Below are 6597 nucleotides of genomic sequence, written 5' to 3' on the forward strand. Positions count from 1 at the left end.
GCCACCGCGCCGGCACCGAGCAGGAACCGGCGCCGGGTCAGCGACGCCAGCGCGCGGCCCAGCATCGGCATCCCGCTCATGACGCCGGCGTCGCCGCCCAGTGGAAGGTGAAGGTCACCTGGTGCGGCTTCAGCCACACGTTCTGGTACTCCACGTGGCGGGCGGACACCGGCGGGGAAACCAGCAGGGTGAGCTTGTAGGTGCCGGCCCCTGGAAGGCTCACGTCGTCCCCGTAGTGCGGCCCCATGTACCGGGAGATCATGGGCCACAGCCGGTCGTCGAAGGGCATCGCCGAGCCCTTCGTGACGGTCGCCCACACCGACGCGTACGGGATCACCACGCCGGTCTGAGCGTCGTTGAGCTGCACCATCAGGTGGAAGCTGGTGTTCTTAGCGGGCTTGATCTCTTGCGAGGTGGTGCCGTTGTAGACAATGAACGGCACCGGGGTCATCGCGTCCGCGGTGATCTTCATGCCCTGCCAGTCCGCGACGCCCAGCTGCTGCATGGGCACGGGCTTGATCCCGCCGGCCGACGCGCCAGACGTGGCACCGGTCCCCATGTTCATCCCGCCGCTGGACGAGTTGCCCGCTGAGCTGCTGGTCGCGGAGGGGGTACTGGTCGTATCCCCGCTGCCGAACGCGATCACGAGGAGCGCGCCGATCAGCACGCCCAGGAGAAGAAAGCCCGCCGGCATGGCGCGCCGGAGTTGACTACGCAGGCGGTCGACCTTGACCATGCGGATCCTCCTTCAGCGTTACTTCGCTTGCGCGAGCGCGGCCCGCACGTGCTGGTCGAGGGTGGCATTGGTGAGCCACCCGGAAGTAGATACGTTCCAGGACCACAGGAGCTTGCCGGACGGGGAGACCAGCACGAACCAGGGCGCGCCTCGTACCCGGTAACCGTCGGCGACCTGCCCGCGGTCAACCGCGAGCTCATACCACAACGGAGATTTCAGGCCCGCGAGGAAGCCTGTGATCGCCGACGCGGACGGCTCGAGGCTGCCCTCGTCCACCGCGGTCAGGCTGGGCAGCCCCGCGGCGCCTGCGGCCAGCTGGTAACTGTTGAGCAACTTGAGCTGGCTCGCCAGGTCAGTGCTCTGCTGGTCCCAGGTGGCGAGGAAGAGGTACAGCCGTGACTGGGCAGGATCACCGGGCCCGATGGTGACGTTCCCGCCCTTGGCCCGGGGCAGGGTGGTCGTCGCCGCCGGGCTCGCGCCCGCGAGCTTGGCGTACGACAGATGTGACGGCGCCGCCGGGTGGCCGGGCAGCAGGCGCGCTGCCTCATCCGCCAGCAGCTGGCCGAACTGCCCGACGGCGGCATACGACTGCCGGGTCAGGTACAGCTTCGCCAGCTTGCCGTCCGGGGCGATGACGAAGACCGCGGGGCTCTGGTCGGCCTGGCTCTGGCTGAGCGTCACGCCGCCGACGCTGTAGGCCTGCCACACGCTCCGCAGCTGTGACGAGGAGCCGGTCAGGAAGCTCCACCGGGAGAGCATCCCGTGGAACTCCGAATACGACCGCACGGCAGAGACGGAGATCGCCGTCGGGCTGGCGTCGATGCCGAGCAGCTGGACCTGGGATCCAGCCGCGCCCAGCATGGTCTTGGCGTCGAGCAGCGCGGCCGTGGTCATCGGGCCGAGCGTCGTGGACCCGGGGTCGGTGAACGCCAGGATCACGACCTTGCCGCGGTAAGACTCCAGCGAGACCGGCTGGCCGGACTGGCCGGTGAGCGTGAAGCCTGGCGCGGCGCCCGACAGGGACTTGCCAGGGTCGAGGCCCGGGTTCTCGGCGAGCAGGGTGCTTTGCGGGATGCTCGCGCCGCTGGCCGGCGGTCCGGTCACCACGTGGATGACGATCCCCGCGGTGACCGCGAGCACCAGGAAGCCCGCGACCGAGGTGCCGACGACCGGCCGCCGCAGCTGCCGCGGAACCGAGGCGAGCCACGGCCGCCACTGCCGCTTCACTCGCGGCCCGAAGCGCCGCGTCAGCCGGTAGAGCACATCGGCGGCGGCGAGGCACGCTATCGCGATCAGCGCCCACTCCGCGAACTGGCGCCTGGAGATGCCGTGCGATGGCGTCGCAGGCGCGGCGGGCGTCGCGAGCTTGATGCCCGAGGCGGCGGCGAGCGTCTGCACGGCCGTGACGGTGGCGGTGGTCAGGCCGTCTCCGCCCGCGCCGATGTCTACCTGGGACAGCACCTGGTAGGCCGGACCGGACGGATGGCCGGTCCAGTTGAAGCCGAACCCGTTCGGCATCACGATCAGCAGCCGCTGCTTGTAGACGAGCGACAGCTCGATGCCGAGGAAGCTCGCGTACGCGGACGGCTTGTCCCATAGCGCGGTGACCGCGCCCAGGTCAACGGGCGCGCCGATGATCGCCACCCGGATGGGGAAGCCCGCGTGCGCCGCCGACGCCAGCAGGCTCGCCACCTCCGCCTGCTGTCCCGTGGACATGCCCGACTCGGAGGTCACGAACAGGTTCTGGTAGACCAGCACGTCGCTTGCCGGGTCTCCGTCGGCGCGCGCAGCAGGCGCGAACGCGCCAAGCGCGCAGCAGGCGAGCAGGACAGCTGCCAGAAGCCAGCGGCCGCGCGTCAGCACACCCCGATCGTGTCGCATGTCCGATTTAGTCTCTCCCGAGACGCCCTGGGTTCCTGGCGTAACCTGATTACGCTACGAACTCCGGGCGCCGACCCACTCCGAGGGTATGCGGAAATGAAATGGAGAAAGCGCGACGCAGATCACAATCGTGCGCAATCTCCTGCGGTTCGCAGCGCCGATCATAGCCGCGGCCATCGTGACCGGTTGCGGAACGGGGCCCAGCGCTCCGCGTCCCGATGCCAGCGGCTCGAACCCCGCTAACGCGCCGATCCCGCAGGGACTGCTCAGCCAGGCGCGGCCGATCGGAGCCGGCCCGGACTTCCAGCCGCCGGCGACCGGGCCGGTCGCCGGATCGTGCCTGCCCGCGCTCGGGCCACGTGACGGCGTGCACGTGGAGGTATTCGCCGGCAACCGTGTCGTGCTGCTGCCCGCCGGGATCGGCACCCACTCCCCTGGTACGTCCGTGACCGGGCGGATCACCCGCGCGAGCTGCTACGGCGCGCTGGTCACGCTGGACCCGACCGGCCTCGTGCTCGTCCGTCCCGGCGCCAGCCTCACGGTGGCCATGCTGTTCCGGTCCTGGGGGCAGTCGCTTTCCGCGACCCGGCTGGCGTCGTTCCGCGCGGGGCCGGGGACGCGCGTGAACGTCTTCGTCGACGGCCGTCCCTGGCCGGGCGCGCCGGGCGCGGTGCCGCTCACGCGGCACGCCGAGATCGTGCTCGAAGTGGGACCGCACGTGCCGCCGCATTCGTCCTACGCCTTCCCCCCGGGCAGCTGAGCCGCGGGCCGGGACGCTCGCCTTGCAGGCCGGGCGGCTGCGGTCCGGCGAGGGGAAGGAATCGGACATAGCCATCCCGATCGCCGTGCACTAGACATAGACATATGGCGAATAACGGTGACAGGCGAAGCGCGGCGTGGTTCGGGGCGACGGGACGGTCGGGAATGACGCACCGGTCATGGATGCGGAGTCAGGGATTCACAACCGAGGTGTTCGACGGGCGGCCGGTGATCGGCATAGCGACCACATGGTCGGAACTGGCGCCGTGCAACGTCCACCTGCACCGCGTCGCCGAATCGGTCAAGCGGGGCGTCTGGCAGGCCGGCGGCTTCCCGCTCGAGTTCCCCGCGATGGCGCTCGGCGAGACGCTGCTGCGGCCCACCGCGATGCTGTACAGGAACCTGCTCGCCATGGAGGCAGAGGAGCTGTTCCGCGCCAACCCGCTGGACGGCGTGGTGCTGCTGTCCGGCTGCGACAAGACCACCCCGGGCCTGCTGATGGCGGCCGCCAGCGTGGACCTGCCCGCGGTCATGGTCACCGGCGGCCCGAAGCTCAACGGCAAGTACCAGGGCACCGACGTCGGCTCGGGCACCGCGGTGTGGCGCTGGGAGGAAGACCTGCTGGCCGGCCGGATGACGCAAGAGGAGTGCTTCTTCGCCGAGGGCTGCATGTCCCGCTCCGACGGGCATTGCATGACGATGGGCACCGCGTCCACGATGGCGTCGGTCGCCGAGGCGCTCGGCATGCAGTTGCCGTACTCCGCGGCCTGGCCCGCGGTCGACGCGCGCCGGTATGAGACCGCGCAGCGGGCCGGCCAGGTCATCGTCGGCCTCGTGGAGGACGACCTGCGGCCGTCGGCGATCATGACCAGGCAGGCGTTCGAGAACGCGATCCGGGTCAACGCCGCGATCGGCGGATCCACGAACGCGGTGATCCACCTGCTGGCGATCGCCGGCCGCCTCGGCGTCCCGCTCAGCCTGGACGACTTCGACGCGCTCGCCGCCGACGTGCCCACGCTGGTGAACCTGCAGCCGAGCGGGCAGTACCTGATGGAGGACTTCTGCTACGCCGGCGGCCTGCCCGCGGTGATGCGCGAGCTGGGCGGTCTGCTGCACGGCGACGCGATCACCGTCACCGGCCGCACCGTCGCGGAGAACGTGGCCGACGCGCCGTGCTGGAACCGGGACGTCATCCACGCGATGGACGCGCCGTTCCAGCCGCCGGGCACTGGCACCGCTGTGCTGCGCGGCAACCTCGCACCGGACGGCGCGGTGCTCAAGCAGTCCGCCGCCTCGCCGCACCTGCTCAAGCACCGCGGCCGCGCCCTGGTCTTCGACTCCCCCGAGGCCTACCACGCGGTCGTCGCCGACCCGGACCTCGACGCCGATGAGAACACCGTGCTGGTCATCAGGTACTGCGGGCCGAAAGGCTACCCCGGCATGCCGGAGGTCTCCAACGTGCCGCTGCCGAAGAAGCTGCTGAACCGCGGCGTCAGGGACATGGTGCGGATCTGCGACGGCCGGATGTCAGGCACCGCCTACGGCACGGTCGTGCTGCACGTCACGCCCGAGGCCGCCGCGGGCGGCCCGCTGGCGCTGGTCCGCACCGGCGACTGGATCACGCTCGACGTCCCGTCCCGTGCCCTCACGCTCGAGGTGCCCGACGAGGAGCTCGCGCGCCGCCGCGCGGAGTGGACCGCCCTGCCGCCCGCGGCCGCCCGCGGCTGGACCCGTCTCTACACTGACCACGTGCTCCAGGCCGACACCGGCGCCGACCTGGACTTCCTCGTCGGCGCCAGCGGTCACGAGGTCCCGCGCGACTCGCATTGACCGTGATATCAGATCTCCCTTATATAAACCGATCCTGATATGATGGCGGCATGCACGCGTTCGACGTCCTCGGCGACCCGGTCCGGCGGCGCATCCTGGAACTGCTCGCCGGCGGCGAGCAGACGTCCGGCGAGCTGACCGCGGCCATCCAGGCCGAGTTCGGCATCTCGCAGCCGGCCGTGTCCGCGCACCTGCGGGTCCTGCGGGAGAGCGGGTTCGCCACGGTCCGGGCGGCGGGCGCCCGGCGGCTGTACGCGGTGGACACCGCGCCGCTGCGGGAGGTCGACGAATGGCTGGGCCAGTTCCGGCGGTTCTGGGAGCAGCGCCTGGACGCGCTGGCCACCGAGCTGGCCAGGGGATGCCGCGACCGGCGGCGGGAGACGGAGGAACCATGAGCGAGATCATCGACCAGATCAGCCAGGCGCACCGCGCGGTCCGCGCCGGGAGCGGCGGCGGAGACGGCGGCACCGTGACCCGCACCGTCGTGGTGCGGCGCGCCTTCCCGGCCCCGATCGAGGACGTGTGGGACGCCTGCACCACCGCCGAACGGATCGGCCGCTGGCTCATGCCGGTCAGCGGGGATCTCCGGCTGGGCGGCAAGTACCAGCTCGAAGGCAACGCAGGCGGCGAGATCCTGAGCTGCGAGCCGCCCCGGCTGCTGCGGGTGACCTGGGTCATGGGCGAAGGGCCGGCGTCGGAAGTCGAGGTCCGGCTAGCGCCGGGCGACAGCGCGGAAACCGTGCTGGAACTGGCGCACACCGCGGTCGTCGATCCGGAGTTCTGGACCAAGTACGGGCCGGGCGCGGTGGGCGTCGGCTGGGACCTGGCGCTGCTCGGCCTGTTCCTGTACCTGAGCACGGGTCAGGACCGGCCGGACGATCCCGCCGCCTGGGCCACCTCGCCGGACGCGCGGGAGTTCATCACCCGCAGCAGCGCGGCCTGGGGCGTGGCGTCCGGCCAGGCTGGGACGTCCGAGGCGGAAGCGGCCGCCGCCGTGGCCGAGACCACCGCGTTCTACCTGCCGCCGCTGCCCGGCGGTGGCCTTGACGCCCCCGACAGCGGCGCCGCGTAATCTCGGCGGGTGGACCTGCACCATCACGGCGACGCCGAGACCGGCCCGCGGCTGCTCGACTTCGCGGTCAACGTGTACGCGGGCCCGCGGCCGGCGTGGCTCGAGGCCGCCCTGATGGAGTGCATCGCCGCGTCGTCCGCGTACCGCGACAGCGGCGCTGGCCGAGTACTACCACGTCTCCCAGGCCACGATCACCAGGGTGCTGCGCGTCCTGGCCGCCGAGGGGCTGGTGCGCACCGTGCCCAGGTGGGGGACATGCCGCGCGTTAGGGAGCAGCCCAGCCTGCCTGGCAGGAAGTTCAAACGACCTCGGCCGGACA

At 71.3% G+C, this 6597-nt stretch carries 7 protein-coding genes; 5 read left to right on the forward strand and 2 right to left on the reverse strand.

Annotated elements, in window-relative coordinates:
* Window positions 1-76: 76 nt before the first annotated feature.
* Both WA805_RS08055 and WA805_RS08060 read right to left on the reverse strand, forming a co-directional pair.
* The gene (locus tag WA805_RS08055; protein ID WP_422276825.1) at window positions 77-736 is read right to left on the reverse strand and encodes an iron transporter; all 660 of its coding nucleotides are present in this window, start codon (window positions 734-736) and stop codon (window positions 77-79) included.
* An 18-nt stretch (window positions 737-754) separates the two neighbouring features.
* Complete coding sequence (locus WA805_RS08060; RefSeq protein ID WP_422276827.1) at window positions 755-2599, reverse strand: SCO family protein; 1845 nt, start codon at window positions 2597-2599, stop codon at window positions 755-757.
* A gap of 148 nt (window positions 2600-2747) precedes the next feature.
* On the opposite strand from WA805_RS08060, the gene WA805_RS08065 reads away from it, so the two are divergent.
* From WA805_RS08065 to WA805_RS08085, 5 genes are all read left to right on the forward strand, one after another.
* Window positions 2748-3377, forward strand: a complete 630-nt coding sequence (locus WA805_RS08065; RefSeq protein WP_425242020.1) for a hypothetical protein — start codon at window positions 2748-2750, stop codon at window positions 3375-3377.
* A 104-nt stretch (window positions 3378-3481) separates the two neighbouring features.
* A complete protein-coding gene (locus WA805_RS08070) occupies window positions 3482-5206 on the forward strand; it encodes an IlvD/Edd family dehydratase (RefSeq protein WP_422276831.1) in 1725 nt (574 codons plus the stop codon).
* Window positions 5207-5256: 50 nt separating this feature from the next.
* On the forward strand, window positions 5257-5601 hold the full coding sequence (locus WA805_RS08075) for an ArsR/SmtB family transcription factor (RefSeq protein ID WP_422276833.1): 345 nt from the start codon (window positions 5257-5259) through the stop codon (window positions 5599-5601).
* On the forward strand, window positions 5598-6278 hold the full coding sequence (locus WA805_RS08080; RefSeq protein WP_422290773.1) for an SRPBCC family protein: 681 nt from the start codon (window positions 5598-5600) through the stop codon (window positions 6276-6278). The genes WA805_RS08075 and WA805_RS08080 overlap by 4 nt, the downstream gene beginning before the upstream one ends.
* Window positions 6279-6435: 157 nt before the next feature.
* Window positions 6436-6597, forward strand: a 162-nt coding sequence (locus WA805_RS08085) for a hypothetical protein (protein WP_425242021.1), incomplete at its 3' end; no start/stop codon positions are given.

It is taken from the genome of Trebonia sp., assembly GCF_049794275.1.
Classification (GTDB): domain Bacteria; phylum Actinomycetota; class Actinomycetes; order Streptosporangiales; family Streptosporangiaceae; genus Trebonia.

Coding starts and splice junctions, on each gene's coding strand:
- WA805_RS08055 (WP_422276825.1), bottom strand. CDS start 736: ATGGTCAAGGTCGACCGCCTGCGTAGTCAACTCCGGCGCGCCATGCCG.
- WA805_RS08070 (WP_422276831.1), top strand. CDS start 3,482: ATGGCGAATAACGGTGACAGGCGAAGCGCGGCGTGGTTCGGGGCGACG.
- WA805_RS08075 (WP_422276833.1), top strand. CDS start 5,257: ATGCACGCGTTCGACGTCCTCGGCGACCCGGTCCGGCGGCGCATCCTG.
- WA805_RS08080 (WP_422290773.1), top strand. CDS start 5,598: ATGAGCGAGATCATCGACCAGATCAGCCAGGCGCACCGCGCGGTCCGC.